Genomic DNA, 25,913 nt, shown 5'->3' with positions numbered 1-25,913 from the left:
GGCTCGACGACAGAAGGTCACACATGCAACGGCGCAACGAGTGGATGTTTCCCCGAGGGGATCTCCGAGAAGAAGAATGGGAATCTGTCGTCGACAGCAGCCTTCCCGGATGGAAACACACCGGACTCCGGGTAGCCGACCTTCGAGAGGGAGATGAACTGGATCTCCCGGCCGAGGGGCTGGAGCGCATCGTCGTGCCCCTGTCGGGCGGCTTCACCGTGCAGCATCAGGGCGCCGGCCCGGCCATCGTGAGTCGCCTGGAGGGCCGGGCCTCCGTCTTCGACGGTCCGACCGATGTGCTCTACCTCTCGACCGTGTCCTCGGCGACAGTGTCGGGGGTCGGTCGCGTCGCGATCGCTGAAGCGCCCTCCACGTCGGTGCACCCCAGTCGCCATATCCGCCGAGACGAGGTCTCCGTCGAACTCCGCGGAGCCGGACGGTCGAGTCGCCAGGTGCACAACTTCGGCCTACCCGGCGAGCTCGAAGCCGATCGTCTCATCGTGTGCGAAGTCATCACTCCGGCCGAGAACTGGTCCAGCTATCCCGCTCACAAGCACGATGAGGACGTTCCCGGCCACGAGTCCCGTCTGGAAGAGATCTACTACTTCGAATCGGCCGTCAGTCGAGGGCTTCACGCCCCCGCGAACGCCGAGCCGTTCGGCTTCTTCAGTACATCGTCGTCGCCCGCCGGGGAGATCGCCATAGACTCGCCGGTCCGCACCGGCGACATCGCCCTGGTTCCGTTCGGATATCACGGACCCGCCATCGCGGCCCCGGGATACGACCTCTACTACCTCAACGTCATGGCCGGACCGGGCGACGAGCGTGCCTGGCTGATCAGCGACCACCCGGCCCATGGCTGGATCCGCGAGACCTGGAACGACCAGGACATCGACGCCCGATTGCCCTACACCCGCTCGACCAGTGAAGGAAGCACGCACGCATGAGTACGACGAAGCAGATGACGGTGGCTCAGGCTCTGATCGAGTTCCTCGCCAACCAGTGGACCGTCGACGGTGATATCCGCGAACGCACCATCGCCGGAACCTTCGGAATCTTCGGGCACGGCAACGTCGCGGGAATCGGCCAGGCCCTGAAGCAGATCGAAGCGGAGCGGCCCGGGCTGATGCCGTACCACCAGGCCCGCAACGAGCAGGCGATGGTGCACCAGTCGGTGGGCTACGCCCGGATGCGTCGGCGCCGGGGCACATACGCGAGCGCGGCATCCGTCGGGCCGGGCGCCGCCAACATGCTGACCGGCGCGGCCCTCGCGACAACCAACCGGCTGCCGGCACTGCTTCTGCCGAGCGACACCTTCGCGACGCGGGTCGCCGATCCGGTTCTCCAACAGATCGAGCTCCCGCACGACACATCGCTCCAGGTCACGGACGCATTCAGGCCTCTCTCCCGCTTCTTCGATCGAGTCGATCGGCCCGAGAAGCTCTTCTCCATTGCTCTCGCTGCAATGCGTGTTCTCACCGATCCGGCAGAGACCGGCGCGGTCACGATCGCGTTGCCGGAGGATGTGCAGGCCGAGAGCATCGACGTGCCCCTCGAATTCCTCGCCCCTCGTGAGTGGCACATCAGACGTCCGACGCCCGAGGCCGGCCCCCTCGCCCGGGCTGTCGCTGCTATCCGCGCAGCGAAGAACCCCATCATCGTCGCCGGGGGCGGCGTGATCTACAGCGGGGCCGAGGATGCGCTGAGGGCTCTGGTCGAAGCGACCGGAATTCCTGTCGGCACGACCCAGGCGGGGGGAGGCGCTCTGCTCTGGGATCACCCGCAGTATCTGGGTGGCATCGGAGCGACCGGCTCCACAGCGGCGAACCGACTTGCGGAACAGGCGGACGTGGTCATCGGCATCGGCACCCGGTACTCCGACTTCACGACCGCCAGCCGTACGGCGTTCCAGACGCCCGGGGTGAGGTTCGTGAACATCAACGTGGCCTCGTTCGACGCGTACAAGCACGGCTCGCAGCTGCCGGTGATCGCCGACGCGAGAGAGGCGCTGATCGCGCTGACGCGTGCACTCGACGACTATCGGGTGCCCGATGAATGGGCCAACACTGCGACGCGGGAGAAGTTGGTGTGGGATGCGACGGTCGACGCGGCTCTCGCACCATCGGGCCGGGCCGTCCCGGGTCAGGCCGAGATCATCGGGGTCGTCCAGTCGTCTACCGATCCCCGAGACGTCATCGTTCAGGCCGCTGGCTCATTGCCGGGCGACCTGCACAAGTTGTGGCGAGTTCGGGACAGCCTCGGCTATCACGTCGAGTACGCCTTCTCCTGCATGGGCTACGAGATCGCTGGCGGGTTGGGAGTGCGCCGCGCTTCGCCCGACCGCGACGCCATCATCATGGTCGGCGACGGCTCCTATCTGATGCTCCACACTGAGCTCGTCACGGCCGTCGCCGAGGGCATCAAGGTGATCGTGGTGCTCATCCAGAATCACGGCTACGCTTCGATCGGTCACCTGTCCGAGACCATAGGTTCCGAGCGATTCGGCACCCTGTACCGGTACCAGGATCGCGAAGGGGGCTTCCAGGGAGAGCGGATTCTGCCGATCGACCTTGCGGCGAACGCACGAAGCTATGGCGTGGAGACGATCGAAGTCGCCCCGGGTCCTGACGCGATCGCCGACCTCAAGGCGGCGATGGCTGTTGCGAAGGCGTCGCCAACGACGACCCTCATCCATGTCAACAGCGACCCACTGTCGTACGCTCCCGACGGCGGGGGCTGGTGGGATGTGCCGGTCGCCGAGGTGTCTGCTCTCGAGACCACGACTATCTCCCGCCGAGCCTACGAGGAGCAGAGGACCCGCCAACGCCCCCTGCTGGGATGACCTATCTGTCGACGAGCGTGATCTCGAAGGAGTAGAGGTCGGGGCGGTAGCAGTGCTGGCCGTATTCGACCGCGCGTCCGGAATTGTCGAAGGCCGTCCTCGTCATCGTGAGAACAGCGGCGCCTTTGCGCAGATCCAGAAGCTCCGCTTCCTTCGTGGTCGCCGCGCGCGCCCCGATGCGCTGCTTCGCCACGCGCATGGCAACACCGCGTGCGCGGAGCAGTTGATACAGTCCGTGCGCGTCGAGAGCGGCCAGGTCGAGGTCGATGAATTCTGCCGGGAGGATGTTGTCGAGCACGGCGAGGGGGACCCCGTCAGCCGACCGGAGCCGGGAGATATGCACGACGGGCGACCCGACTTCCACGCCGAGGGCCTCGGCTGCCTTCTCATCGGCGACACCGATCGAGGAATCGAGAACCTGCGTCTCGGGCTTCTGCCCGGACCTGGCCAGGTCTTCGAAAAGGCTGGTCAGTTCGACGTTCCGTGTGACTCGTCCGTGCACGACCTGGGTACCGATTCCGCGCCGACGCACCAGGAGGCCCTTGTCGACGAGATCCTGAATAGCGCGCCGAATCGTCGGTCTGGACATTCCGAGGCGATTGCCCAGTGATACCTCGTTTTCGAGGCGTGAGCCGGCGGGGAGGGTCTCATCGAGGATGGCGCGTTCGAGGCGCGTAGCAATCTGGTGGTACAGCGGAACCGGGCCGGATCGATCGAGGTCCATAAAGAGGTCCGCCGGAAGCGGCTGTTCTTGTTGCAGCGCCATCAGTTCTCCTTGCTCGAGTCCCCAGCTCGTCAGAGCCCGAGGTTACATTATGCCCCATATGTCAGCTCACCACTATTATGTATTGTTAGGACATAAGGTGATTAGCGGTTAAGCTTGATTGAACCGATGGCGTCGACCTCCGTCGACGATGCAGAGTTGGAGAGATACATGAGCAACGCCCTGGCAGTGAACGCGACCGATCCGTCCCGCGAGCCGATGCTCCCACTCCGGTTTGTTGCCGACAAGACGAAGACGAGTCTCTGGAACGACTCGGCCGACATCCACGAACTCACCCAGTCGATCTCCTTCGGGGCCGTCGGTGCGACCTGCAATCCTGTCATCGCGCTGACGACGATCCAGAAGAATCTCGACGTGTGGGCGCCTCGGATCGCGCGTTTGGCTGTCGAGCATCCGACGTCGGGTGAGAGCGAGCTGGGTTGGCTCGCCATCGAGGCGATGTCCATCGAGGCTGCCGAGCTCCTCCTCCCGGCGTTCCACTCCAGCGGAGGTCGCGACGGTCGGCTCTCGGTGCAGACGGACCCGAGGCTTCATCGCGATGTCGACGCGCTCGTCGCCCAGGCGGTGCACTTCTCCCAGCTCGCCGAGAACATCATCGTGAAGATCCCGGCAACCGCTGTCGGCATCCGGGCTATCGAAGAGGCGACTTTCCGTGGCGTGAGTATCAACGCGACGGTCTCCTTCACCGTCGCGCAGGCGGTCGCCGTCGCTGAGGCAATCGAGCGCGGCCTCGACCGTCGCGCTGCTGCCGGCAAGCCTGAGCGGGAGTTCGGTTCTGTGGTGACCATCATGGGCGGACGCCTCGATGACTGGATCAAAGCCTCTGTTGCCGCCGATCGGCTTCTGGTCGAGCCCGGCTACCTCGAATGGGCTGGGGTGGCGGCGCTCAAGGAGGCATATCGAATCTTCCGTCGGCGAGGTTATCGCTCGCGGGTCTTGTCGGCCGCGTTCAGGAACCATCTCCAATGGTCTGAATTGGTCGGCGGCGACCTCGTCGTCTCACCCCCCTTCGACTGGCAGCTCCTGATCGACGAGAACAGGATCGCCGTCGACGTCGATCGAATCAACACGCCGGTTGCTCGCGAGGTGCTGGACGCGCTCCTTGAGCTGCCCGAATTCCGCCGCGCGTACCTAGAAGACGGCATGAGCGTCGACGAGTTCGAATCGTTCGGTGCCACTCGACGCACGCTCCGACAGTTCCTCGACGCGGATGCGCAGCTCGACGCGCTCGTGCGCGACATCATCCTGCCCGCGATCTGAACGGATGAGCGCGACGAGCGAGGGCGGTGCCGACGACATCACCTTCCGGTCGCGGCGGTGGGTGCGGCCCGAAGATCTCAATGCTCACGGCAGCCTTTTCGGTGGCAGCCTTCTGCGGTGGATCGACGAGGAGGCCGCGATCTACGCGATCCTCCAACTCGGCAACCCCCGGGCAGTCACGAAGTTCATCTCCGAGATCGAGTTCGTCTCATCGGCCGTGCAGGGAGATCTCATCGAGATGGGACTGCGCGCGACGGCCTTCGGCCGTACCTCGCTGACCATGCGGGCCGAGGTTCGCAACATGATCACTCGACGCCGCATCCTCGCCATCGAGCGGATCGTCTTTGTCGGCCTCGATGAGAACGGTGTACCCGTGCCTCACGGGTACACCGAGATCACCTACGATCGAGACCGTCTTCCGGCTAACTGACGGGCGTCACTTCTCCGTCTGGATCTTGTAGATCGAGCCTGTCGTGACATCCTCTTCGATTGCCTCGAGGGTGCGCCCACGGGTTTCGGGAACCTGGGTCGCAATGAAGACCAAGGCCCCGACTCCGATTGCGGCGAAGATGAAGAAGGTGCCTGAGATGCCGATCGCTTCGACCACCGTAGGGAACCAGAGGCCGAGCACCGCGTTCGCGATCCAGCCCCAGAAGACGGCGATGCCGATGGCGAAGCCCCGGATGAACAGGGGGAATATCTCTGCGAGCATGACCCAGATGGCGATGTTCAGAAAGGTCTGCATCGACCCGACGAAGAGCACGACGAGCAGCAGGATGACGAACGGGCGTGCTGGGTTGCCGACCGGGAGGGCGATCGAGGAGATGCCGATCAGGAAGTGCATCGTGGTCGTCAGGGAGAATCCCACGAGCAGGGTCGTGCGCCGGTTGATCCGCTGCATCAGGTTCAGGCCGATGATGCCGCCGATGACCGAGATGACGCCGGGCGCTATGTTGGCGACGAGGGCGGAGCCCTGGTCGAAGCCGGCCTCGGTCAGCACTGATTGGCCGTAGTACATGATCGAGTTGATGCCGGTGAGCTGCTGGGCGACGCTGATGCCAATGCCGACGAGCACGATGCGCAGGATCCACTTGTCTTTCAGTGAGTGCCAGCTGCCTCGCGGGCGCGAGGTCTCGGCGCGTGCGGCGCTTTCGATCTCCGCGAGCTCTGCCCGAGCGCGCTCAGGGCTGCGAACGGTGGTGAGCACGGCCAGCGCGTCGTCGAGGCGGCCCTGCGCGATGAGCCAGCGAGGCGATTCGGGCACCCGGGTCATACCGACGAGAAGGGCGGCGGCCGGTAGGGCGCTCACTGCCAGCATGTAGCGCCAGACGCTGCCGTGGTCTGCCCAGACGGTGCCGATGATGGCGTTGACCACGAAGGCGGAGAGCTGGCCGACGACGATCATGAGTTCGTTGCGCCCGGCAATAGATCCGCGGATTTCGTAGGGCGCGAGCTCGGAGAGGAAGACGGGCACGACGACGGATGCGCCGCCGACCGCGAGGCCGAGGATGGATCGCCCCACGATCATGATCTCGAGGTTCGGCGTGAAGACGCAGGTGAGCGCTCCGATGATGAACATGATCGCCAACAGGATGATCGTGCGGCGCCGGCCCCAGGAATCGGACAGGCGCCCGCCGAGCAGCGCGCCGATCGCTGCGCCGATGAGCAGCGAGCTCGTGACGACGCCCTCGGTCAACGTCGTCAGACCGAGCTCGACGGCCATGGGAGCGAGGGCTCCGTTGATGACTCCTGTGTCGTAGCCGAAGAGCAAGCCTCCGAGCGTCGCCACGAGGGCGACGATGCCGAGGCGACGGCGATGCGGGCCCGCTGTGAGTGGCGGGAGCGTGCTGGGGGACTGCACGGATGAGGTCACGAGACTCCTTCGTCGGTATGCAACTATCGCGGAGCAGCCTATATCGCCCTGCGCTATTGTGCTATTGTAAGAACATTAGCCATTCCGTCTTTGACACTGAGCTCATTCCGCTCCAAAGGAGTTGTACACCGCCGTATGATCCAGACAATCGTGTGCGCCGCCGCATCCCCCACGTCTACTTCCGGAGGCGGTCTGTGAAGGCCTCGGTCGCCGGCGCCCCGGTCAGCTTCGGCGTCTTCGAGCTCACACCAGAGGGCTCCGAGGTCGTCGCATCAGATGACCTCGTCGACGTTCTCACCGAAACCGGTTATACGGGAATCGACCTCGGTCCGGTCGGCTATCTCGGCCGCGGTGTCGAACTCCGCAGGCGATTGCAGCGTTCGGGCCTCGATCTGGCGGGCGGCTGGATTCAGCTCCCCTTCACCGACGACGCCGCGTTCGAGGCGTCTCTTCCCCAGCTCGACGAGACTCTCCGCATCTTCTCCGAAGCGTCGGAGCTCGGCCCGTCCCGTCTTCCCTTGCCGACCCTCGCCGACGACGGCTCACCGGCAAGACGGTCACACCCGGGCAGTGGCGCCGAGGCCGATCCCCTCGACGAGGAACGGTGGTCCAGGCTGATCACCAACGTGGAACGGGCCGTGGGCAGGGTTCGCGCCGCCGGCTTCGAGCCGACTTTCCATCACCATGCGGGAACCTACATCGAATCCCCGCATGAGATCGACCGATTTCTCGCGGCCGTCGATATCGGCCTGACACTCGATACCGGGCATCTCCTGATCGGCGGGGGCGATCCCGTCGATGCGATCGAACGGTGGGGCTCGCGCATCAACCACCTCCACCTCAAAGACGTCGACGTCGCCGAGTTGCGACGTGTGCTCGCCGCCGGGGGCGGTATGCGTGAGGTCTGGTCGTCGCAGTCGTTCGTCGCCTTCGGCCGCGGTGATATCGATCTCGCCGCCGTGATGACAGCGATGGATGCCCATGGCTACGACGGGTGGGTCGTCGTCGAGCAGGACGTCCTCAACTCCCCCGACGCCGCCATCGCCGCCTTCCGCGCCGAACGCGGCGACGACCAGAAGGTCAACCGCGAGGCTCTTCGCGACTGGGTGTGATCAGACCGACCCGCTTCCTGCGATGTGCAGACAATTCGAACGAGACAATGCCCTCAGGGCAGCAAGGACAATGACGTGACTCAGACCCCTCTTCGCTTCGGGCTCATCGGCACTGGCCGTATCGGCCAGGTGCACGCGGCGAACATCGCCGCCGACCCGCAGGCCACCCTGGCGTGGGTGTGCGACCCGTTCATCGAGGGCGCACATGCGCTTTCGGCCCTCTATGGCGGCACGGTGACGACCGACGCCGCCGAGATGTTCGCCTCCGGCGAGGTCGACGCCGTGCTGATCGCCTCGCCGACCGCCACCCATGTCGACCTTCTCGAGGCGGCGATCGATGCGGGAGTTCCCGCCCTCTGCGAGAAGCCGATCGATCTCGACACGGCCCGCGTCGATGCTCTTCTTCCCCGCGTGCAGTCGTCGGGTGTGCCTATCGCGCTGGGCTTCAATCGCCGCTTCGACCCCGCCTTCGCCGAGGCTCGGGCCCGGGTCGCCGCCGGGGAGATCGGAGCGCTCGAGCAGTTGTCGATCATCAGTCGGGACCCCGCGGCTCCGCCCGCGTCGTACGTTGCCGTCTCGGGTGGCATCTTCCGCGACATGACCATCCATGATCTCGACATGGCACGGTTCTTCCTGCCCGACATCGTCGAGGTGACCGCGACGGGCAGCACCACCTTCGATCCCGGGGCGCGTGAACACGACGACTTCGACACGGCTGTCGTCACCCTTCGGGCGTCCTCCGGCGCACTGGTCTCGATCACCAACTCGCGCCACAGCTCCGTCGGCTACGACCAGCGGCTCGAGGCGTTCGGAGCCGAGGGATCGATCGAGGTGGCGAACGCTCTCACCAGCCTGGTGAGCGTGTCGAACGGGCAGAGCGTGCAGGCGCGGCCGCCGTACCAGAACTTCTTCCTCGAACGCTACTCCGTGGCGTACCAGGCAGAGTTGGCCGAGTTCATCAAGCTCGCTCGAGGCGAGCAGTCCACGAGCCCGACCTTCGCTGACGGCCGCGCCGCGCTGATCCTCGCCGACGCTGCAGCTCGATCCGCCGTCGAGCGCGTCTCGGTCGCGGTCACGCTGTGACGATTCGACCCGAGGAAATCAGAAGATGACCTTCAGGCTGGCGGCATCCGCCGAGATGCTCTTTCCAGAACTTGACGTCGTCGATCGAGTACGCCGTCTGCATGAACGGGGTTTCGAGGTCGAGATCTGGGACTGGTCGACGAAAGACCTGCCCTCCCTCGCTGCGACAGGCGCGACATTCTCGTCGATGACCGGATACCTGCGGGGAGATCTCACGACTCCAGACGGAATCGACGAGCTCCTCCGCACTGCGACCCTGTCGCTTGCCGCTGCGGAGATCATCGACAGCCCCCGCCTCAACCTGCACGGCACGGGCCTTGCGCCCGGAGGGCTGCCCGTCAACCCGGGCAGCGCCGTCTCACCCGCCGAGCGCGAGCGGGCGCAAGACACTCTCGCCCGTCTCGCCGAGTTGGGGGAGGCGCACGGCAGGGTCTTCACGCTGGAGAACCTCAACACGGCGGTCGACCACCCCGGCACGCCGTTCGCGCGAGCAGAGGACACGCTCTCGCTGGTCAGCGCCGTCGACCGAACCGGGCTCAAACTCAATCTCGATCTGTATCACGCGCAGATCGGCGAAGGAAACCTCATCGACCTCGTGCGGCGCTCACTGCCCTGGATCGGCGAGATCCAGGTGGCCGATGTTCCGGGTCGACAGGAGCCGGGCACCGGCGAGATCCGTTACCCGGCGATCGCGCGGGAGCTGCGCTCTCTCGAATACGACGGTGTCGTCGGACTCGAAGCATGGCCGTCGGGCGACTCCGAGTCGGCGCTCGACGCGTTCGAGAAGGCGTTCCGCGACTGAGCTCGTCTCGGCCCCAGACAGAAAGGATGCCCTGTGCGTGGTTGTCGCACAGGGCATCCTTTTCGTTCGGCTGCTAGTCGGCATCCCTGTCGTACGTGGTCGTCCCCGTGACCGGCAGCACGGTCTCCCATGCTTTCGCTCGGTCGCTGCGAACCGCCGCCTCGACGATCTCGGCCGCGGACCAGGCATCGGAGGCGGAGGGAGCGATCTGTCGTCGTTCGATGACCGACCTGAGAAAGAGCGACGCCTCGATGGTCTTGAGATCGTCGAAACCCATACTCGTTCCGGCTCCCGGCTGGAAGCGATCGAAGTCGCCGAACCCGGGCTGCGCCATGACCGTTCGATACCCGCTCGGGTCGTCCGCCAGCTGCAGTTCATTGAGCCGCTGGAAGTCCCATCGCAGCGATCCCTTGGTTCCGTAGATCTCCAGTGAGTACTCGGCTCGCGGTCCGACCGCCACGCGGCTCGCCTCCAGAACTGCAACGGCACCGGACTCGAACCGCCCCAGGACCGCGGCGTAGTCCTCGTTCTCGACCGGGCCCCGTGCACCGCCCTCGGATCCCTTGCTGAAGTGGCCCGCGGCATCCGAGCCGGGCAGTGGGCGCTCGCGAATGAATGTCTCGGTCAGGGCTGAGACCGAGTCGATTCTCCCCACTACGTACTGGGCCAGGTCGGCGCCGTGCGAGAGGAGGTCGCCGAGCACGCCTGATCCGGCGCGATCGCGGACGAACCGCCAGGTCAAAGCCCCCAGCGGGTCTGCCGAATAGTCGGCGAGCAGCCGCACGCTGACATTCGTCACCGCGCCGATGCTCCCGCCGCGCACGAGTTCTCGGGCCTTGGCGACGGCCGGCGCATGGCGGTAGTTGAAGCCCACAGAGGTGATGATCCCTGCGGAGTCGGCCGCGCGCGCGATGTCGGAGGACTCGGCAGCCGATCGCCCCATCGGCTTCTCGATCCAGAAGGGCTTGCCTGCCTCGACGGCCGCAAGGGCGACTTCGCGGTGAAGGAAGTTGGGTGCGCAGATCGAGACGACGTCGACCTCCGGGTCGGAGAGGACCTCTCTGTAGTCCGGAGTCGTGCGTCGATACCCGAGGACGTCCTGCGCCATCGTGCGGGTTGCGGAGTCGGTGTCGGCAGCCGAGATCAGGTCGACAGCGACACCGAGTTCCGGATAGTGCTCTGGCACCGCCCGGTAGGCGCGTGTGTGCAGGCGCCCCATCCAACCGACTGAGACCAAACCGACCCCTATGCGCTCAGCCATGGGATACCTCTTCCTGCTATCGACGATGATGTACAGCCAAGTATAACTGAATGACAATATGTATTGACATTCGCACTAGCTGCTCGGCATACTTAGCGCACAATGATGTTGACCGGACCGTCGCAGGCGACGCAATCCGCATCGAAAGGACTTTCAATGAAGAAACGCTTTCTTGGCGGGCTCGGCCTGACGGCCGCGGCCGCATTGCTGCTGGCCGGATGCACGGGCACGGGTCAGGAGACCGCGCCCGACTCCTCAGGCGGAGATTTCACCTACGCCGTGGTCACGCACTCGGGCCCAGGCGATGCCTTCTGGGATCGGGTGAAGTCGGGGGCCGAGGCGGCCGGAGCCGACTACGGCGCCACGATCACCTACAACTCCGATCCTGATCCGGCCAAGCAGTCGCAGCTCATCGACAATGCAGTCGCGCAGGGCGTCGACGGCATCGTGGTGTCGATGGCCAACCCGGATGGTGTTCGGGACAGTGTCGAGAAGGCAGTGGCCGCGGGCATTCCGGTGGTCACCATCAACTCCGGCATCGAACGGTCCGCCGAATTCGGCGCTCTCACCCACATCGGCCAGAGCGAGACCGTCGCTGGCGAGGCGGTCGGCACCAAGCTCGCCGACGCCGGTGCCAAGAATGCGCTCTGCGTCATTCAAGAGGCAGGCAACGTGGGTCTCGAGGAGCGGTGCAAGGCGGCAGCCTCGACTTTCGGCGGCACCATGACGAACCTGCAGGTCGACGGCACGAACGACGCCGACGTCAAAGCGACGATCAAATCGAAGCTGCAGGCCGACCCGTCCATCGACGGGGTCCTGACCTTGGGTGGGCAATACGCGATCGACGCCGTGGGCGCCGTCTCGGAGTCGGGAAGCTCGGCGCAGATCGGCACGTTCGACCTCTCGGAGGACGTCGTCGCTGGAGTGGAGGACGGTTCGATCCTCTTCGCGGTGGACCAGCAGCCCTACGTTCAGGGCTTCCTGGGCATCACGGCCCTCTCCTTGTACTCCACGAACGGTAACGTGATCGGCGGAGGCCAGCCGGTCTACTCCGGACCCGCCTTCATCACGAAAGACAACGCCGCAGCGGTCGCCGAGTTCGCCGCAAAGGGCACTCGCTAGAACCCCCTCGGAGGTCGGCGCGTGTGGGGCGCGCCGACCTCCACCCTTCTCTCTTTAGGAGTCACCGTTGACGACCACTGACATCGTGACGATCGCAACGAGGCCTCGCCTCGAACGACGTCCCATCCGCAAGATCCTCAGTCGCCCCGAGGTCGGCGCTTTCGTCGCCGCCCTCGCAGTGCTGCTGTTCTTCTCCCTCTACACCCCGCAGTTCCTCAGCATGGCCGGAGCCGGCGTCTGGCTTGAATCAGCATCGACGTTCGGAATCATGGCTGTCGCGGTGGCGCTGCTGATGATCGGTGGCGAGTTCGACCTCTCCGCCGGTGTCATGACAGGCTTCTCCGCCTTGATCGTCGGCATCCTCACCACGCACTATGGGCTGAGCATCTGGGTGGCCGTGTTCATCTCCCTCGTCACCTGCCTCGGCGTCGGTGCCTTGAACGGCTTCCTCGTCATGAAGACCGGTCTCCCGAGCTTCATCGTGACGCTGGGCACGTTCTTCGCCCTCGCGGGAATCGACCTCGCCGTGACCAAGATCATCACGGGCCAGGTCGCCATCCAGGGCATGACGAACGTGCCCGGGTACGACAGCATCCAGCCGCTCTTCGGCTCGTCGCTCGCGGTGGGGGGCGGCAATTTCTACATCTCCGTGCTGTGGTGGTTCATGGTGACGGCCGTCGCCACCTGGATTCTTCTGCGCACCCGCGCCGGCAACTGGATCTTCGCCGTCGGAGGCGCCCAGACGGCCTCCCGTCAGATCGGCGTACCGGTATTCAAGACCAAGATCGGCCTCTTCATGGGCACGGCGGGCGCCGCGTGGCTCGTGGGAATGATCTCGCTCTTCCGCACCTCGACGGTTCAGGCGAACACCGGTGTCGGCCAGGAGTTCATCTACATCATCTGCGCGGTGGTCGGCGGATGCCTCATGACCGGTGGCTTCGGCTCGGCGATCGGGGCTGCTCTCGGCGCGCTCATCTACGGAATGGTCTTCCAGGGCATCACCTTCGCCCAGTGGGACACGAACTGGCTCCGCACGGTCCTCGGTGCGATGCTTCTCGCCGCTGTACTACTCAACAACTTCGTACGGACACGAGCAGGAGGCGGACGATGACGACAGAAACAGCGGCCATGACGGGCGCCCACGAAACGTCTAAGCCGGTCACGATCGTAGAGGTCCGCAACATCGGCAAGAGCTACGGGGCGGTCAATGCCCTATCCGGCATCTCGACGACGGTCAACGCGGGGCAGGTCACCTGTGTGCTCGGCGACAATGGCGCGGGCAAGTCGACGTTCATCAAAATGCTCGCCGGTGCCCACACCCCGTCGGAAGGCGAATTGCTCCTCGACGGAAACCCGGTGACCTTCTCATCGCCTCGCGCTGCCCTGCAGGCTGGTATCGCGACGGTCTACCAGGATCTCGCCGTCGTGCCTTTGATGCCCGTCTGGCGCAACTTCTTCCTCGGATCGGAGATCACCAAGGGCTGGGGCCCGCTGAAACGCCTCGACGTCAAGGCGATGAAGCGGATCACGCAGACAGAGCTCGGCAACATGGGAATCGACCTGAGAGACGTCGATCAGCCGATCGGCACCCTCTCGGGTGGCGAGCGGCAGTGCGTCGCCATCGCCCGTGCGGTCTATTTCGGTGCCCGAGTCCTCATCCTCGACGAGCCGACCGCGGCCCTGGGCGTGAAGCAGTCGGGCGTCGTGCTCAAATACATCGCCCGATCGCGGGACCAGGGCCTCGGAGTCGTGTTCATCACGCACAACCCGCACCATGCATACCCTGTCGGTGACCGCTTCCTTTTGCTGAATCGCGGAACGAGCCTGGGCAATTTTGAGAAAAGCGAGATCAGCCTCGGCGAGTTGACGAGCCTCATGGCCGGTGGTGCTGAGCTTGCCTCCCTCGCCCACGAGCTCGAGCGCTCGATGGGGCCGGAATCCGACATCGCGGCAGAGGTCGGGCGCGAGGCATCGAAGAACTAGGGGTAGTGGGCTCGGGCCCCAGGTCAGATGGAGACGTTGTCCCGCGATGGTGGGGCGATGGGTCTCAGCCCTTCGGAGCAGTGTTGAGTTGGACGGCCGCGCGGATCACGGCCTGGAACGCCTCCGCATCCACCGTGTCGCCCTCGTGCAGATCGATCGCCCGCCGCACGCCCGCGCCCACGGCGAGCAACCCCTCGGGATCGGGAAGAGACGATCCCTCCGGAAACGTGAACTTGACCTTGTCTCTATAGGTGTGGAGTTGATCACTAAGTGGCGGTGTTTTGTGATCGCTCTCTGGCATTAGTTGCCGATGACGAGGATGCTGGCTGCAGCTTCGATGACGTCGTCTGTGATGGTCTCGAGTTCGTTGATCTTGAGTACTCGGGCTATTTGTGGAAAGAGTCGTTCGAGGAGGCGGAAGTTACCGCGGGTGATGCGTTCGATCGCGGCGATGGCCTGGGCGTCGGTGAAGTCGTCAGGGTCGAGGGTGCGGCCGAGGCGTTTCCAGTGCCGGTCGAGGACGAATAGGAGTTCGTCGCGTCCGAGGGTGCGGTAGTGGTGGGAGAAGCCAAGGCGGCTGTAGAGCTGTGGGTAGTGGCGGAACCGCTGGTCGATTCCGGTCGTGTCGGTCGCGGAGCATCTCGAGCCCTGTGGGTGTGAGTCGTTCGGCTTCGTCGATGATGAGTAGCTCGACAAGATGCGCCACCCCGCCGGCTCTGACCCGCAGGGCGGTCTCGGTGGAGCGGAGGTGTTCGTCGGCGCAGATGCCTACCTTCGCTTGCCAGTGGTCGATGTCGTTCATGAGGTCTTTGGGCCGACAGAGGACTTCGGGCGTGTAGAAGACGGTGCGGGACCGGTTGGCGAGGGCGTAGTGCTTGGCGTCGTGGTCGCCGCGGGGTCCCCATTCGTTGATGTAGGGCTCGAGGGTGTCCCAGTTGGCGTAGCGGCGGGCGGAGTTGGTCTTGCCGACGCCGGCATCGCCGTGGCAGATGCCGATGGTTCGTTCTTTGCGGACGGCGTTGGCGAATTCGGTGAAGCGTCGGTGTTCTTTGGTCACGATGAAGGTCTGGTTCATCACTCGTCCTCTTCATAGGTGCGGAGCCGGCGCCGGCGTGGAGCAGGCGCTACGTCGCGCGTCTCCTCGGGGGTGGCAGCGGTTGGGATGCGGTCGTTGATTGTGCGACGGAGTTGTCGGCGGCGGGCTCGACGGGCGGTTTCGATGTCGCGGAGGCTCATCCGGAGATTGGGGTGGGCTTCGTCGACGGCGACGCAGATGAAGGTGTTGCGGTCGTAGACGCGGATCTCGGAGATGTCGCGCGGGTCGTAGCGGATGGTGATGGTGTGCCCGACGAACGGAGCGAGCGTCGGTGCGAGGTAGCGCTGGCCTTGGAAGTGGATGCCGTCTCGTTGCACCACGCGGCTTTTGGGGACGGTGAGCAGGAGCCCGTCGAGTTCTTCGAGACTGGTCGGCATCCGCGGGAGCCAGCCTTCGGCGACCCAGGCATCTCGAGGCGAGAGACCAAGCTCACGATGGGTGCGTTCGTTGTAGGTCGAGATAAAGCGTTGACGGCTTGGTCGAGTGCGGGGAGATCTAGGGAGGGCTGAGGTTTTCTGCTGCCGGGCTCGATGTGTCCCGGGAGGGCAGCGAGGAGTTCGGTGTTGATCGTTCGGAAGAAGCGTTCGATCTTGCCTCGGCCCTGGGGTCGCCCGACTGTTGAGTGGATGATGCGGATGCGCAGCTCGATGGCGGTGCGTTCGAGGTGGTGGCTGGTGAAGTCGGATCCGTGGTCGACGTGGAGGATGTCAGGGATGCCGCACATCGCCCACGTCGGGTCGGTTTTACGCCAGATCGCCTGGCGCAATGCGAGGGCCGTGTTGATTGCCGAGGGTGCGCCGGTGAACACGGTGTACCCGCATATTGCCCTCGAGTAGTCGTCCATCACGATCGTCAGCCAGGGCCGGTCCGGTTTTCCGCCGACACCGGTGATGAGGACGTCGAGTTCAGTGTGGTCCGCTTGCCAGGTCTGATTCGGACGTTCTGCCCGACGACGAAACACGAGCTCATGCTTGTCGCGATAGGAAGTCGGTCCCTCCAGAGCGAGGGTGACAAGCGCTGGATCCAGCGCCCGGACGATCTGCCTAACAGTGGCATAGCTCGGCGCCGAGCGCCCCGACCGTTCTGCTTCATCAACGGCGAGGCGGTGCAGCGTCGCAAGGGCAGGGCGAGGCCTGGTCAGTGCAAGCCGTTCAATGAACGTCACTGTCTCGGCGGCAGTGCGGCGGGTGCCGGTGTCCGCTCGAGGGTGAGAGTCGAGAGCGGTGCGGCCGCCGTCCCGGTACAGCTGGTGCCACCGCTGCAGTGTTCGAAGGGCAACGCCCGTATCTCGGGCGAGAATAGCGAGGGGTAGCTGGTCTTCGACGTGAAGTCGGAGGATGCGCCATCGCTCATCGCCGTTCATGACATCGCTACACGGCGGCGCTCTCGCGGCCGGCCACGGCGTGCTGGTGACGGTAGAGAGTGGCTCGACTCCAGCCGACAAGCCGGGCGGCGTCTTCGGCCGTGCGGCCCTTTGCTCGAGCGTCGGCGGCGATCGCGAGCTTGTCGGCAATGACTGCTGGGTCAGATAGGGGCCGGCCGAAGCGGGTCCCGCTCTGCCTGGCCGCAGCAATGCCGGCATTCACTCGCTCGACAATGAGCTCGCGTTCGTACTCGGCGAGCGTGGCCAGCATATTGAGCATCAACCGGCCCGTCGACGTCGCCGGATCGATGCCATCAGATATTGAGCGCACGTGGATACCGCGGCCGCGTAGCAAGTTCACGGTATTCAGAACGTCGATCAGGGAGCGGCCGAGGCGATCGACTCGCCACACCACAACCGTGTCGCCGGACTCCGCGTGCTCCAGAAGCTTCTTCATCCCTCGACGCTCGATCGCGGTCTTACTCCCGGAGGTGACGTCCGCGAACACATCTCGCTTTTGAACGCCAGCCGCGACGAGAGCATCGAGCTGCAGCTGGGCGTCCTGGCTCGACGTACTCACCCGCGTGTACCCAAGAAGTCTCATTCGGCCATTCTGACCCAGAAACCCCGATCCATCACAACGCTGAGACGATTTGCTGTAAGACGTCTTTCTAAGACATCGCCTTCCGCGAAACGACGCGCGGTTAGGTTCGTCGTTTTTGCCCTAACGGCATGTCTCGGAAAGCTTTATTTTGCTGAGGCATCGGTAATCCGGTCCACGAGGGGTCGGCCCCCAGCGCTAGGCCGAAACCAACTGGGTGCGCATCTCGAGGAAGGACGGGCGGCCCAAGGTGGTCGGCTTCTGGCATCCCACTTCATAACCACGATTACTCCCGCGGAAGAGACGCGTCGTTTTCGTGCTCGAAATAGTCAGTTTGGCGGGGATACGCCCAGACCCCGTCGCCTATGCCGCGAGAGTGGTGCGGTACACCTGGTCCAGGTGGGCTAGGGCTGCTGCTGCGTCGTCTCTCATCTGCGCAGCTGCCTCTCGCGGAGCACTGGCATTGATGACCGCACGGCCCGTTGCATCGGTGATGCTCTGAATGACGGAGATGAGTGCGGCTGCGTGCGCTCGGGCGACGATGGGGTGAATCGCCGGGTCGGTCTCGAGGAGGGCGGCCGCGAGGTGCTGTCCTTGCTCCTGCCGCAGCTCGAGCGCGAAACGCCGCAGTGTGTCGCTCTGTAGGCACAGGGCGGGAAACTCACCCCCTGCGAGACCGGGTTCCTCCTCGAGGTAAAAATCGATCGAGTTCATCAGGATGGGTTGCAGTGCGTCGGCAGGGCTCTGAGCGCGTGGCCGGTCGCGGACGACCCGGGAGTAGAGCGTTCGGTACTCGTCGGCGCGGTCCAGTACTAGGTCGGGTTTAGTCGGGAAGTAGTTGTAGACGGTCTGGTCCGATACGTCTGCGGCCCGCGCGACCTCCGCCATCGACACTGCGTCAAAGCCGCGCTCAGCGAAGAGCGCAGCCGCGGCGTCAGCGATCAGCTCCCGCTGTTGCATCTTCTTCCGCTCACGAAGTCCCAGCTGATCACTCATAAAGCCAGAGTATCGGAATTGGTGGAAATGGTCTAATGTTAGAGTCGCTACAAAATAGTTATTTGAACTAATGGAGGCACTACACAGATGACAACGACACACGACGACGCAACGTGGGGCGCCCCCAAGGCACTCGTCTCGGGCGCCGGATTCGCAGGTCTGACGACAGCGTTTTGGATGCACAGGCTCGGCTACCAGGTCACCATCGTGGAAAGAGGCGTCGGCTTGAAGCGGGGTGGCACTCCCGTGGACATCAAGGACGAGACAGTCGGCATCGCCGAACGGATGGGAATTCTCGACGCCATCCGTGAGAAGAGCCTCCCGCCGCGCGCGACGGAGTTCACGAACATCGACGGCGGAACCGACGTTCGCCTAGAACCAGAACCCGCAGAGGCGGGCGATCCCGTCGACGAGTATGAAATTCCACGCGACGCCCTTCTCGACATCCTCTTTGGAGCGGTTGAAGGCAAGGTCGAGATGCGTTTCAACGACTCCATCACCGAGCTCACCGACATCCCCGGTGGCGTTCGAGCGTCTTTCCGTCAGGGTCCGGAGAGTGACTTCGACGTCGTCTTCGGTTGCGATGGCAACCATTCCAACGTCCGAAAGCTCCGCTTCGGGAATGAGGCGGACTTCAGTCACTTCCTCCACAACTACTTCACGGTCGCAATCGTTGCCGAGACACTCATCCCGGAGGACACCACACGCATTCTCAGCATCCCCGGCAGGACGTTGATGCTGAATTCCTACGAGGACAAGACCGACATCAGCTTCCTGTTCCACTCCGATGAAAAGATCGCTTACGACTACCGCGACCAACAGCAGCAAAAGGACATCGTGCGGGGATCGTTCGCCGGCGCGGGCCCTCAGTTCCTTGCCTTCCTCGAAAAAGGGCTCAGCGCGGATAACTTCTACTTCGACGAGCTCAGCCAAACCAAGATGCCGCACTGGTCCGACGGGCGTGTGGCACTCGTGGGCGACGCCGGCTACTGCGCCTCCCCCGCCGCGGGCATGGGCGGTTCCCTTGCAATCATCGGTGCCACGGCCCTCTACGACGCATTTGAGACCGCCAATGGCGACATCGACGCAGCCTTCGCCGAATACGAAAAGACTCTCCGGCCCATCGTCGAGCAGATCCAAGCCATGGCCGTGAATTTCGGTCTAACCACCTTCTTCCCCGAAACGGAAGAAGCCATCCGAGCCCGAAACGACATGCTCACCGGCAAGTAAGCCTAAACCCCTCCATGACCGATACAACATCAACCCTCTTGAACGGAGAACAATCATGATCGACCCCACCCAGCCCGGAAAAGTCCTGCGGTTCACCGCAAAACCCGGCAAAGGAGAAGAGCTCTTCGCCCTCTGCGCTCAGATGAGCGAACGCTCCCCCGCTGTCGATAAGTGCATCATCGCCCGCGACGAAGACGACCCCGACACCATGTGGGCCATGGAATGGTTCATCAGCGACGAAAAACTCGCTGAGCAGGACGCCGACTCGGAGTGGGACGACATCCACGCTCAGATCGGTGCCCTTATCGCAGACTTCCAGCACATTAAGGTCCGAGCCGTCTACTCACACCTTTAACCACTCGGGCCCGACACGCAATCACTAAACGTTGCACATCGCGCCAGCAGTCGCGATGAAGATGAGTTTGATTGCCAGTCGGGCCCGCGCTGAGCGATCGCAGGGCACCTCCAGAGAGCGGTTAAATTCACAGATGGTTGCAACACGTAATTTCGAGAATCGCCGAGGCCTCGAATTTCGCCATTCGAGGCTGACGAAAATCGACCGCGTCGAGACGCCTCGTGTTCCTAGGGATGCAAGACGCTGACTACCCGTCCTGAGCAAGCCGAGAAACCAGGTCGATGCGCCAAATAGCGATCGCAGAACGTCGCCATATAACGCCGAAAGTCACAGGCCCGGCCGGTAGCGTAGGCCGTAGCCATCACCCAGAGAACGGATGCGCCGATGCCCCTCTCCTCCGCCTCGTGCTCTGGCGGCATGGTCTCGCTCGCATGGTCGGTGGCGGTGCCACCGGAGAACGTGTGGTCAGCGTGGGCTGACCCGACGATGCTCTCTCATTGGCTGGGTTCCGCGGTCGAATGCGATATCAGGGCGGGCGGCCGTCTTGTGGTCGACCACGGCGAGGGTGCTCTCTCTCGAAGCGACATTCTCGATGCCGCTGCACCGCGCCTCTTGGTGATGACGTGGGAGTTTCCGAACGAGGCGCCTTCACGGGTCTCCATCACCCTCGACAGGGAGGGCTACGGCACGCGTCTGGCACTCGTCCACCAGCAACTGGGCGACCTCGCGGGGCCGTACGAGTCGGGGTGGATGACTCACCTGACATTCCTCGAAGCGGCCGTCGAGGGTGATCCGCTGCCCACCTCGCAGTTCTGGAAGCTGCACGACACCTTCAAGGCGCTGACGGCGGTCGACCGTGGTCAGCTCGAGTGACGAGGAACGGTCGCTGTACGCGGTGAGCTCCTGAGATCCAGGTGACGTTGGCACAATGGACGCGTGCCACACCGTCAGTCCGCCCCGCAGAACGAGCCGCAGGAGAAGGTGTGCGCATCCTGCGGTCGGCCGATGCGATGGAGGGCGAAGTGGGCCCAGAACTGGGCCGACGTGAAGTACTGCTCCGACAGCTGTCGACGTCGCGGCGTGACCGAGGCCGACAGGCGGCTCGAAGCCACCGTCGTGAGGCTCGTATCGGAGGGTCAGGATGCGCCCGTCACCCCGGAGCTCGTGGCACGAACCGCGGCGCCCGATGACTGGCAGCCGCTCTACGAACCCGCCCGTCGTGCGGCACGTCGGCTCGCGCACCGCGGTGAGGTCGACATCGTTCAGAACGGTCGTGCCGTCGACCCGGGCTCGGTGCGCGGGCCGTTCACCATCCGAGCAGGCGTGCGCAGGTAATCGATCGCCGCGCCGGTTGCCGTAAGAACCCCTCGAAGTCGCTCGCGACGAGGAGTAATCTCGCTCGCATGTGCAGGAACATCCGAGTACTCCACAATTTCGAGCCGCCGACCACCGACGATGAGGTGCACGAGGCAGCGCTGCAGTTCGTGCGCAAGGTCAGCGGATCCACGCATCCCTCTCGCGCCAACACCGAGGCGTTCGAGCAGGCCATCGAGGAGATCGCGGAGGCGACGCGGCGACTGCTCGACGGCCTGGTGACGAACGCCCCGCCCAAGAGCCGCGAGCTCGAAGCGGTCAAGGGCCGGGAGCGGCACGAGAAGCGTATGGAGCGAGAGGTGCGCATCCGAACGGCGAGTGCTGAGGGGACGCTGAGCGCGGAGCAGTTGGTAGCGTCGTAGGCACGTCGATCGTCGGCAGTGACAAAGGACGGTGATTCATCTGAAGACACAGACCGCACCGCTTGAGGTCGCGGCCCTCGTCGTTCTCGCCGGACTGGGCGTGTACTTCACCGTCATCGTGCCTGCTCTGACGATGACGCTGCATATGCTGCCCATCGGGCTGATCCTTCTGGTGGCCGCGGTCTCGATGGTGGTCCTCATGGTTCGGCGTTCTCGTCGGCGGTGACCCGACTCGCTACTCCGAACGACTCGTGACCGCGGGCTGGATCCAGCTCGCCAGGCGGTGCCCTCAAACCGCGTCGAGGAATCGCTCGATGGTCGACGCGAACTCCTCCACGTTCTCGATCTGCGGCATGTGCCCGGCGTCGGCGAAGACGGTGACCTGCGCCTGAGGCAGTGCGGCGCGCGCTGCGGCGAGGTGAGAGAAGGGCAGGATGCGGTCGCGCGCGCCCCACACGAGCAGCACGGGTCGGTCCTTCGCCGCGATCCGCGACAGCAGGGCCTGCCGCCACGCGGTCTTGAGTCCCCGAAGGGTGCCGAGATCGCGGGCGATGTCGAGCGTTGTGCGGGAGTGCCCCTGACGTTGCGACAGCCTGTACGAGCGCGCGATGCGCGCCTCCGTCGCGTACTTCTCGTCGGTGAACACCGCACGCACAGCGGCCCTGGCCGTGCCGAGGCGGGGTCGCGTGAGCACTTCGCCGAGCAGGGGCACCGTGAGCAGGCGCAGGGCGAGGGTCACCTCCGATCCGAAGCCCGCGCTGTCGACCAGCACCAGCGCCGAGACGCGGTCGGGGTGCTCTGCGGCGAACTGCATGGCCACCGCTCCTCCGAGCGAGTTGCCCACGACGGGGATGGCGTGGGTCACCCCGACCGAGTCGAGGAACGTGGGAAGCACCGCGGCAAGCCGCTTCAGCGTGGCCCTGCCGGGCAGCCGCTCCGAGTAGGCGAACCCGGGCAGATCGAGGCTGTACACGGTGTGCCGCGCGGAGAGCAGCTCGTGCTGCTCGTTCCAGTCGTCGAGGCTCTGGCCGATGCCGTGCAGCAGAAGTACTGCAGGGCCGTCCCCTGTCACCCGGTACCGGATGCGTCGGCCGTCGACCTCGACGGTGGCCATGCCCGGCCGATCGAGCAGCACCCGCCGGTCGCTGTCGCCCTGCCGCTCCAGGCCGGGCGGCGTGCGCTCGCCGGCGAACCCGAAGCGCACGGAGTCCGTGACCCTTCCGGTTCGCAGCAGCACGAAGTCGCGCACGTAGTTCTGGTGCAGGCGCCACGGCGTGCGTTCTCCCTGTTTGGGCAACGACCGGATGCTGCGGCGCACGTACCCTGCCGCGAGATCGATCAGCGGGGTGAGCTGGCCTTTGACCACGGCGGAATCGGCCCGGGGCGTGACGCTCGAGTACCCATGGCGATCCATGAACTTCAGCAGTCGGGCGACGTAGCGGGCCACGAGGTCTGCCTTCAGCGTCCAGGAGGCGTTGGTGTAGCCGATCGTCATCGACAGATTGGGAACGCCGGCCAGCATCATGCCCTTGTATGCCAGTGTCTTCGAGACGTCGACGTCGCGCCCGTCGACGACCAATCGCATCCCCCCGAGGTAGAGCAGGCTGAGGCCGGTGGCGGTCACGATGACGTCGGCGTCGAGGTGCCCGCCATCCGCCAGATCGATGCCGCCGGGAGTGACGCGGTCGATCTGCCCGGTCACGATGTCGGCCTTGCCACGGCGGATCGCCGAGAAGAGGTCGCCGTCGGGGATGGCGCAGAGGCGCTGATCCCAGGGCTCGTAGGTGGGAGTGAGGTTCGGGTCGATCGCGAAGTCTGTCGGCAGTCGTTGCGCGGCCGCCTTGTGCAGGATGCCCTTCATCGCCTCGGGTCGCCGGCGCGCGAACTGGTAGGTGAGCTGCGAGAAGCCGATGTTCTTCGCCCGCACCAGCGCGTAGGCGAGGCGCTCGGGCATTCGGCCCCTCAGTCTGTCGGCGAGACGGTCCACCGACGAGACCGAGGCGATGTATGTGGGGGAGCGCTGCAGCATCGTGACGTGCTCGGCGCGTTCGGCCATCGACGGCACGAGGGTGACCGCGGTTGCCCCGCTGCCGATCACGACCACGCGGCTGCCCGCGTAGTCGAGGTCGGCGGGCCAGCTCTGCGGGTGAACCACGCGGCCCCCGAACGACTCGAGCCCGGGGATCTCCGGCGTGTAGCCCTGGTCGTAGCGGTAGTAGCCGGAACAGATCTGCAGGAACGAGCACGTGATGGTGACGGTCTCGCCCTGTGCATCGTTCTCGGTGAATTCCCCGCCGCGCCTGGGCGTGCGCACCGCGGTGAGCGTCCAGAGCGAGTCGGCGCTCGACCAGGATGCCGAGACGACACGGTGGTTGAGACGGATCGCGGGCTCCAGCCCCTCGTCGGCGACGGTCGATGTGATGTACTCGCGGATGGCGTCGCCGTCGGCCAGCGCTTTCGAGCCCCGCCACGGGCGGAACGAGTAGCCGAGCGTCGACATGTCGGAATCGGAGCGCACGCCCGGGTAGCGGAACAGGTCCCACGTGCCGCCCACTGAATCGCGGGATTCGAGGATCAGGAACGACTTGTCGGGGCGGTCGCGCTTGAGGATGCTCGCGGCGCCGATGCCGCTGAGGCCTGCCCCGACGACCACCACGTCTACGTGAACCACCATGTCGACCACTCTACTCGACGGACTGTCGAATTACTCAACACCGTGTCGAGTGAAGTGCTAGCGTGGAGGCATGGCAGAACGATCACGGCGCGCTTCCCGCCCCTCCGGAGATGATCGCCAGGAGGCGATCCTCGTCACCACCGAGGCGCTGCTCCAGTCGCGCGACTTCGACAGCCTCTCGATCGATGAGCTGGCGAAGGGCGCCGGCATCTCTCGCCCGACCTTCTACTTCTACTTCGCCTCGAAAGAGGCGGTGCTGCTCGCTTTGCTCGACCGCGTGATCCGTCAGGTGGAGGAGCGCGTCGGAGCACTGCCGCGCGAGTTCGAGGCCGACCCCGCCTCGGCATGGCGCCGCTCGATCGCGGTATTCATCGAGGTCTTCTCCGAGCACCGCGCTGTCGCGACGGCCGCCATGTCGGTGCGCTCGCGCAACGCCGAGGTGCATGACCTCTGGTCGCGCTCGATGCTGAGCTGGGTCGATTACACGGCCGAGGTCATCGAGGCGGAACGGGCCCGCGGGGCCGCGCCCGACGGCATCCAGGCTCGTGATCTCGCGGCATCGCTGAATCTTATGAACGAGCGCGTGCTGCTCGCCGCGGCCACGGGCGAGCATCCGGCCGTCACGGCCGGCGCCGAACTCGACGTTCTCGTCGCCGTGTGGGTGCAGAGCATCTACGGCGTCATCTCAACCTCTAAGTAAAAGGAGCACCACCATGTCCACCATCCAGAACGTCACCGTCATCGGCACCGGAGTACTCGGTTCGCAGATTGCGTACCAGGCCGCCTTCCACGGATTCTCTGTGACGGCCTACGACGTCACCGACGACGCGCTCGAGCACGCCCGCACGCGCATCGCCCAACTGGCGCCGGTGTATGTGGCCGACAAAGTGGCCGGGGCCACGCCCGAGTCGACCGAGGCGGCGGCTGCCGGCATCCGGTATTCGAGCGATCTCGCGCAGGCCGTGGCCGATGCCGACCTGGTGATCGAGGCGGCGCCGGAGAGCATCGACATCAAGCGCGACCTCTACCAGCGGCTCGCCGAGGCGGCTCCGCAGAAGACGATCTTCGCCACCAACTCGTCGACGCTGCTGCCCAGCGACCTGAAGGACTTCACCGGGCGCGCCGACCGCTTTCTCGCGCTGCACTACGCGAACCAGGTCTGGCGCCAGAACACGGCTGAGATCATGGGCACGACCGACACCGACCCGGATGTCTACCGCTCGGTGGTCGACTTCGCCGAACGCAGCGGACTCGTGCCCATCGAGCTGAAGAAGGAGAAGGCGGGCTACGTTCTCAACTCCCTTCTGGTGCCTCTGCTCAATGCCGCGGCCGGCCTTGTTCTTCAGGGCATCGCCGACCCGGAGACCGTCGACAAGACCTGGCGCATCGGCACGGGAGCGCCCGTCGGACCGTTCCAGATCTACGACGTCGTCGGACTCACGACCGCCTACAACATCGCGTCGGCGAACCCGGAGCCGGGATCGCAGGCCTGGGCCGCGTACCTCAAGACGAACTTCATCGACCAGGGCAAGCTGGGCGTCGCGACGGGCGAGGGGTTCTACCGGTACTAGGCGGCAGCTCGGACTGCTGCCCAAGTAACGCAATCTCTGTAGCGCTAACCGAGGAGTCCTATGGCCGCGGTGAGCGGCAGCGCATCACGGCACTGGTGGCAAGAGGGGAAGCGGCCGCGGGGTGCGCTGACGAGGGGCCGAGCCGAGTCGCCGCGAGAGCATCCGTCAA

26 protein-coding genes and 2 pseudogenes are annotated in these 25,913 nt (G+C 64.9%); 18 read left to right on the top strand and 10 right to left on the bottom strand.

Annotation, left to right across the window (positions count from 1 at the left end; translation table 11 throughout):
• Nucleotides 1–23: 23 nt before the first annotated feature.
• Entirely contained in the window at nt 24–947 is a 924-nt protein-coding gene (gene iolB, locus QCD70_RS11210; RefSeq protein WP_301216187.1) for a 5-deoxy-glucuronate isomerase, read from the top strand.
• Nucleotides 944–2,842, top strand: a complete 1,899-nt coding sequence (gene iolD / locus QCD70_RS11205) for a 3D-(3,5/4)-trihydroxycyclohexane-1,2-dione acylhydrolase (decyclizing) (protein WP_301216185.1) — start codon at nt 944–946, stop codon at nt 2,840–2,842. Before iolB ends, iolD begins: the two co-directional genes overlap by 4 nt.
• Nucleotide 2,843: 1 nt before the next feature.
• On the opposite strand, the gene QCD70_RS11200 is transcribed toward iolD, so the two are convergent.
• On the bottom strand, nt 2,844–3,608 hold the full coding sequence (locus QCD70_RS11200) for a GntR family transcriptional regulator (RefSeq protein WP_301216183.1): 765 nt from the start codon (nt 3,606–3,608) through the stop codon (nt 2,844–2,846).
• A gap of 168 nt (nt 3,609–3,776) precedes the next feature.
• On the opposite strand from QCD70_RS11200, the gene QCD70_RS11195 reads away from it, so the two are divergent.
• Together QCD70_RS11195 and QCD70_RS11190 are read left to right on the top strand one after the other, a co-directional pair.
• The gene (locus QCD70_RS11195) at nt 3,777–4,886 is read left to right on the top strand and encodes a transaldolase family protein (protein WP_301216181.1); all 1,110 of its coding nucleotides are present in this window, start codon (nt 3,777–3,779) and stop codon (nt 4,884–4,886) included.
• Nucleotides 4,887–4,890: 4 nt separating this feature from the next.
• Entirely contained in the window at nt 4,891–5,316 is a 426-nt protein-coding gene (locus QCD70_RS11190) for an acyl-CoA thioesterase (protein ID WP_301216179.1), read from the top strand.
• A 6-nt stretch (nt 5,317–5,322) separates the two neighbouring features.
• Here QCD70_RS11190 and QCD70_RS11185 read toward each other — a convergent pair whose 3' ends face one another.
• Nucleotides 5,323–6,759, bottom strand: a complete 1,437-nt coding sequence (locus QCD70_RS11185) for a sugar porter family MFS transporter (protein ID WP_301216177.1) — start codon at nt 6,757–6,759, stop codon at nt 5,323–5,325.
• 152 nt (nt 6,760–6,911) lie between these two features.
• On the opposite strand from QCD70_RS11185, the gene QCD70_RS11180 reads away from it, so the two are divergent.
• The 3 genes from QCD70_RS11180 to QCD70_RS11170 all read left to right on the top strand — a co-directional run bounded on the left by QCD70_RS11180 (nt 6,912) and on the right by QCD70_RS11170 (nt 9,756).
• Nucleotides 6,912–7,871, top strand: coding sequence for a sugar phosphate isomerase/epimerase family protein (locus QCD70_RS11180; RefSeq protein WP_301216175.1), 960 nt, complete (start codon nt 6,912–6,914; stop codon nt 7,869–7,871).
• Between the two features lie 75 nt (nt 7,872–7,946).
• Nucleotides 7,947–8,954 carry an inositol 2-dehydrogenase gene (iolG, locus tag QCD70_RS11175; RefSeq protein ID WP_301216173.1) on the top strand — a complete coding sequence of 336 codons (1,008 nt, stop codon included), beginning with the start codon at nt 7,947–7,949 and terminating at the stop codon, nt 8,952–8,954.
• A gap of 25 nt (nt 8,955–8,979) precedes the next feature.
• Nucleotides 8,980–9,756, top strand: coding sequence for a TIM barrel protein (locus QCD70_RS11170; RefSeq protein WP_301216171.1), 777 nt, complete (start codon nt 8,980–8,982; stop codon nt 9,754–9,756).
• Between the two features lie 73 nt (nt 9,757–9,829).
• On the opposite strand, the gene QCD70_RS11165 is transcribed toward QCD70_RS11170, so the two are convergent.
• Nucleotides 9,830–11,017 (bottom strand): Gfo/Idh/MocA family protein, encoded by a 1,188-nt coding sequence (locus tag QCD70_RS11165; protein WP_301216170.1) that lies wholly within the window; start codon nt 11,015–11,017, stop codon nt 9,830–9,832.
• Between the two features lie 156 nt (nt 11,018–11,173).
• Between QCD70_RS11165 and QCD70_RS11160 the strand changes: the two genes are divergently transcribed.
• From QCD70_RS11160 to QCD70_RS11150, 3 genes are all read left to right on the top strand, one after another.
• Complete coding sequence (locus QCD70_RS11160) at nt 11,174–12,139, top strand: sugar ABC transporter substrate-binding protein (RefSeq protein WP_301216168.1); 966 nt, start codon at nt 11,174–11,176, stop codon at nt 12,137–12,139.
• Between the two features lie 67 nt (nt 12,140–12,206).
• The gene (locus QCD70_RS11155; RefSeq protein ID WP_301216166.1) at nt 12,207–13,250 is read left to right on the top strand and encodes an ABC transporter permease; all 1,044 of its coding nucleotides are present in this window, start codon (nt 12,207–12,209) and stop codon (nt 13,248–13,250) included.
• Nucleotides 13,247–14,122 (top strand): ATP-binding cassette domain-containing protein, encoded by an 876-nt coding sequence (locus QCD70_RS11150; RefSeq protein WP_301216164.1) that lies wholly within the window; start codon nt 13,247–13,249, stop codon nt 14,120–14,122. Before QCD70_RS11155 ends, QCD70_RS11150 begins: the two co-directional genes overlap by 4 nt.
• A 64-nt stretch (nt 14,123–14,186) precedes the next feature.
• On the opposite strand, the gene QCD70_RS11145 is transcribed toward QCD70_RS11150, so the two are convergent.
• The 6 genes and pseudogenes from QCD70_RS11145 to QCD70_RS11125 all read right to left on the bottom strand — a co-directional run bounded on the left by QCD70_RS11145 (nt 14,187) and on the right by QCD70_RS11125 (nt 18,178).
• Nucleotides 14,187–14,423: a DUF1801 domain-containing protein gene (locus tag QCD70_RS11145; protein WP_301216162.1), complete on the bottom strand. Its 237-nt coding sequence runs from the start codon at nt 14,421–14,423 to the stop codon at nt 14,187–14,189.
• Nucleotides 14,423–15,197, bottom strand: a pseudogene (locus tag QCD70_RS11140) (AAA family ATPase). Before QCD70_RS11140 ends, QCD70_RS11145 begins: the two are co-directional and overlap by 1 nt.
• Nucleotides 15,197–15,595, bottom strand: a complete 399-nt coding sequence (locus QCD70_RS19240) for a Mu transposase C-terminal domain-containing protein (RefSeq protein ID WP_367316716.1) — start codon at nt 15,593–15,595, stop codon at nt 15,197–15,199. Before QCD70_RS19240 ends, QCD70_RS11140 begins: the two are co-directional and overlap by 1 nt.
• Nucleotides 15,596–15,882: 287 nt before the next feature.
• A pseudogene (locus QCD70_RS19235) lies at nt 15,883–16,581 on the bottom strand (DDE-type integrase/transposase/recombinase); the annotation flags it as partial.
• A 7-nt stretch (nt 16,582–16,588) separates the two neighbouring features.
• Complete coding sequence (locus QCD70_RS11130; protein ID WP_301216160.1) at nt 16,589–17,185, bottom strand: recombinase family protein; 597 nt, start codon at nt 17,183–17,185, stop codon at nt 16,589–16,591.
• A gap of 360 nt (nt 17,186–17,545) precedes the next feature.
• Nucleotides 17,546–18,178, bottom strand: a complete 633-nt coding sequence (locus QCD70_RS11125) for a TetR/AcrR family transcriptional regulator (protein WP_301216159.1) — start codon at nt 18,176–18,178, stop codon at nt 17,546–17,548.
• Nucleotides 18,179–18,265: 87 nt separating this feature from the next.
• Here QCD70_RS11125 and QCD70_RS11120 point away from each other — a divergent pair, with 87 nt between their 5' ends.
• The 6 genes from QCD70_RS11120 to QCD70_RS11095 all read left to right on the top strand — a co-directional run bounded on the left by QCD70_RS11120 (nt 18,266) and on the right by QCD70_RS11095 (nt 21,725).
• Complete coding sequence (locus QCD70_RS11120; protein WP_301216157.1) at nt 18,266–19,408, top strand: FAD-dependent monooxygenase; 1,143 nt, start codon at nt 18,266–18,268, stop codon at nt 19,406–19,408.
• Between the two features lie 55 nt (nt 19,409–19,463).
• A complete protein-coding gene (locus QCD70_RS11115; RefSeq protein WP_301216155.1) occupies nt 19,464–19,763 on the top strand; it encodes a putative quinol monooxygenase in 300 nt (99 codons plus the stop codon).
• A gap of 384 nt (nt 19,764–20,147) precedes the next feature.
• Nucleotides 20,148–20,636, top strand: coding sequence for an SRPBCC domain-containing protein (locus QCD70_RS11110; RefSeq protein ID WP_301216154.1), 489 nt, complete (start codon nt 20,148–20,150; stop codon nt 20,634–20,636).
• Between the two features lie 63 nt (nt 20,637–20,699).
• Nucleotides 20,700–21,098, top strand: coding sequence for a DUF2256 and DUF3253 domain-containing protein (locus QCD70_RS11105; protein ID WP_301216153.1), 399 nt, complete (start codon nt 20,700–20,702; stop codon nt 21,096–21,098).
• Between the two features lie 68 nt (nt 21,099–21,166).
• Nucleotides 21,167–21,499, top strand: coding sequence for a DUF2277 domain-containing protein (locus QCD70_RS11100; RefSeq protein WP_301216151.1), 333 nt, complete (start codon nt 21,167–21,169; stop codon nt 21,497–21,499).
• A 31-nt stretch (nt 21,500–21,530) separates the two neighbouring features.
• Nucleotides 21,531–21,725, top strand: coding sequence for a hypothetical protein (locus tag QCD70_RS11095; protein ID WP_301216149.1), 195 nt, complete (start codon nt 21,531–21,533; stop codon nt 21,723–21,725).
• Between the two features lie 63 nt (nt 21,726–21,788).
• Here QCD70_RS11095 and QCD70_RS11090 read toward each other — a convergent pair whose 3' ends face one another.
• On the bottom strand, nt 21,789–24,173 hold the full coding sequence (locus QCD70_RS11090; protein ID WP_301216147.1) for an alpha/beta fold hydrolase: 2,385 nt from the start codon (nt 24,171–24,173) through the stop codon (nt 21,789–21,791).
• 70 nt (nt 24,174–24,243) lie between these two features.
• Between QCD70_RS11090 and QCD70_RS11085 the strand changes: the two genes are divergently transcribed.
• Nucleotides 24,244–24,873, top strand: a complete 630-nt coding sequence (locus QCD70_RS11085; protein WP_301216145.1) for a TetR/AcrR family transcriptional regulator — start codon at nt 24,244–24,246, stop codon at nt 24,871–24,873.
• A gap of 13 nt (nt 24,874–24,886) precedes the next feature.
• Nucleotides 24,887–25,744, top strand: a complete 858-nt coding sequence (locus tag QCD70_RS11080; RefSeq protein WP_301216143.1) for a 3-hydroxyacyl-CoA dehydrogenase — start codon at nt 24,887–24,889, stop codon at nt 25,742–25,744.
• Nucleotides 25,745–25,913: the final 169 nt, after the last annotated feature.

Origin of the sequence: Agreia sp. PsM10 (assembly GCF_030433855.1) — a bacterium.
Classification (GTDB): Bacteria; Actinomycetota; Actinomycetes; order Actinomycetales; family Microbacteriaceae; genus Agreia.
The sequence above is the reverse complement of the archived record's forward strand: the minus strand, read 5'-3'. Positions and strand labels throughout refer to the sequence as shown.

Bases quoted from the DNA above. Each gene is read 5' to 3' on its own strand.
- iolB (WP_301216187.1), top strand. From the start codon at position 24: ATGCAACGGCGCAACGAGTGGATGTTTCCCCGAGGGGATCTCCGAGAA.
- iolD (WP_301216185.1), top strand. From the start codon at position 944: ATGAGTACGACGAAGCAGATGACGGTGGCTCAGGCTCTGATCGAGTTC.
- QCD70_RS11200 (WP_301216183.1), bottom strand. From the start codon at position 3,608: ATGGCGCTGCAACAAGAACAGCCGCTTCCGGCGGACCTCTTTATGGAC.
- QCD70_RS11195 (WP_301216181.1), top strand. From the start codon at position 3,777: ATGAGCAACGCCCTGGCAGTGAACGCGACCGATCCGTCCCGCGAGCCG.
- QCD70_RS11190 (WP_301216179.1), top strand. From the start codon at position 4,891: ATGAGCGCGACGAGCGAGGGCGGTGCCGACGACATCACCTTCCGGTCG.
- QCD70_RS11170 (WP_301216171.1), top strand. From the start codon at position 8,980: ATGACCTTCAGGCTGGCGGCATCCGCCGAGATGCTCTTTCCAGAACTT.
- QCD70_RS11165 (WP_301216170.1), bottom strand. From the start codon at position 11,017: ATGGCTGAGCGCATAGGGGTCGGTTTGGTCTCAGTCGGTTGGATGGGG.
- QCD70_RS11160 (WP_301216168.1), top strand. From the start codon at position 11,174: ATGAAGAAACGCTTTCTTGGCGGGCTCGGCCTGACGGCCGCGGCCGCA.
- QCD70_RS11150 (WP_301216164.1), top strand. From the start codon at position 13,247: ATGACGACAGAAACAGCGGCCATGACGGGCGCCCACGAAACGTCTAAG.
- QCD70_RS11145 (WP_301216162.1), bottom strand. From the start codon at position 14,423: ATGCCAGAGAGCGATCACAAAACACCGCCACTTAGTGATCAACTCCAC.
- QCD70_RS19240 (WP_367316716.1), bottom strand. From the start codon at position 15,595: ATGCCGACCAGTCTCGAAGAACTCGACGGGCTCCTGCTCACCGTCCCC.
- QCD70_RS11130 (WP_301216160.1), bottom strand. From the start codon at position 17,185: ATGAGACTTCTTGGGTACACGCGGGTGAGTACGTCGAGCCAGGACGCC.
- QCD70_RS11125 (WP_301216159.1), bottom strand. From the start codon at position 18,178: ATGAGTGATCAGCTGGGACTTCGTGAGCGGAAGAAGATGCAACAGCGG.
- QCD70_RS11120 (WP_301216157.1), top strand. From the start codon at position 18,266: ATGACAACGACACACGACGACGCAACGTGGGGCGCCCCCAAGGCACTC.
- QCD70_RS11115 (WP_301216155.1), top strand. From the start codon at position 19,464: ATGATCGACCCCACCCAGCCCGGAAAAGTCCTGCGGTTCACCGCAAAA.
- QCD70_RS11110 (WP_301216154.1), top strand. From the start codon at position 20,148: ATGCCCCTCTCCTCCGCCTCGTGCTCTGGCGGCATGGTCTCGCTCGCA.
- QCD70_RS11100 (WP_301216151.1), top strand. From the start codon at position 21,167: ATGTGCAGGAACATCCGAGTACTCCACAATTTCGAGCCGCCGACCACC.
- QCD70_RS11090 (WP_301216147.1), bottom strand. From the start codon at position 24,173: ATGGTGGTTCACGTAGACGTGGTGGTCGTCGGGGCAGGCCTCAGCGGC.
- QCD70_RS11085 (WP_301216145.1), top strand. From the start codon at position 24,244: ATGGCAGAACGATCACGGCGCGCTTCCCGCCCCTCCGGAGATGATCGC.
- QCD70_RS11080 (WP_301216143.1), top strand. From the start codon at position 24,887: ATGTCCACCATCCAGAACGTCACCGTCATCGGCACCGGAGTACTCGGT.